Origin of the sequence: Youngiibacter fragilis 232.1 (assembly GCF_000495435.3) — a bacterium.
GTDB classification, from domain to species: Bacteria; Bacillota; Clostridia; order Clostridiales; family Clostridiaceae; genus Youngiibacter; species Youngiibacter fragilis.
Window position 1 is genome coordinate 259 of the sequence record NZ_AXUN02000134.1, and the last position, 659, is coordinate 917.

At 48.7% G+C, this 659-nt stretch carries 1 protein-coding gene and 1 pseudogene; both read right to left on the bottom strand.

Going from position 1 to position 659, the window contains the following annotated elements; translation table 11 throughout:
- On the bottom strand, window positions 1–202 hold a 202-nt coding region (locus T472_RS20105; RefSeq protein ID WP_207643955.1), incomplete at both ends, for a sigma 54-interacting transcriptional regulator.
- A 2-nt stretch (window positions 203–204) separates the two neighbouring features.
- Window positions 205–656, bottom strand: a pseudogene (locus T472_RS20610) (PAS domain-containing protein); the annotation flags it as partial.
- Window positions 657–659: the final 3 nt, after the last annotated feature.

Here is a 659-nt window from a genome sequence, read left to right on the forward strand (position 1 = left end):
TTGATCCTTATTATCGGTCTGTTCTTTCTTTCGCTCGCATAATGGATGGCATTTGCAAAAACTTCCTTGCCTGTTCCGGTCTCACCGGTAAGCAGCACGCTCATGTCGCTCTTTGCGGCTTTTCTGGCGATTCGTATGGATTCGTTGAACGGTGCGCTTTCTCCGATCATGGACTGGAATGAGTATTTGCTCCCAACATAGCNNTACTGCACCTCATCATCCATAGCCTTTAGCTTTGCGGCTATGTCCAGGGCATTCCTTGTGAACTTTATCTGTCCGACGGCAGCTATGACATTTCCACCGTCACTTACCGGAGCCCTTGTCACAATGACATACTTATCCTTGCTGGGAGCCTGGCCTGATGCCAGCCTATGGACCACGTTGACATCCTCACGTCCTGTCTTCGTGATCTCTTCGAGCTTGGAGTTGAGTATAACATCGGTGACGTGCTTGCCGATAACGTTCTGCCTCTTAAGGCCAAGGTATTCAAGGTAGGCCTTGTTCATCTCGATTATCATACCGTCCCTGTCCACGATTAGGAAGCCGTCATCTGAAATCTCAAGTATCTTCTCGTATATCAGGAGACGGTCACGGAGGTTATCCCAGGTCGGGTTGCCATCGTGTTCATTAAGAATTCCATTCTTTTCCCTGCTCATTTC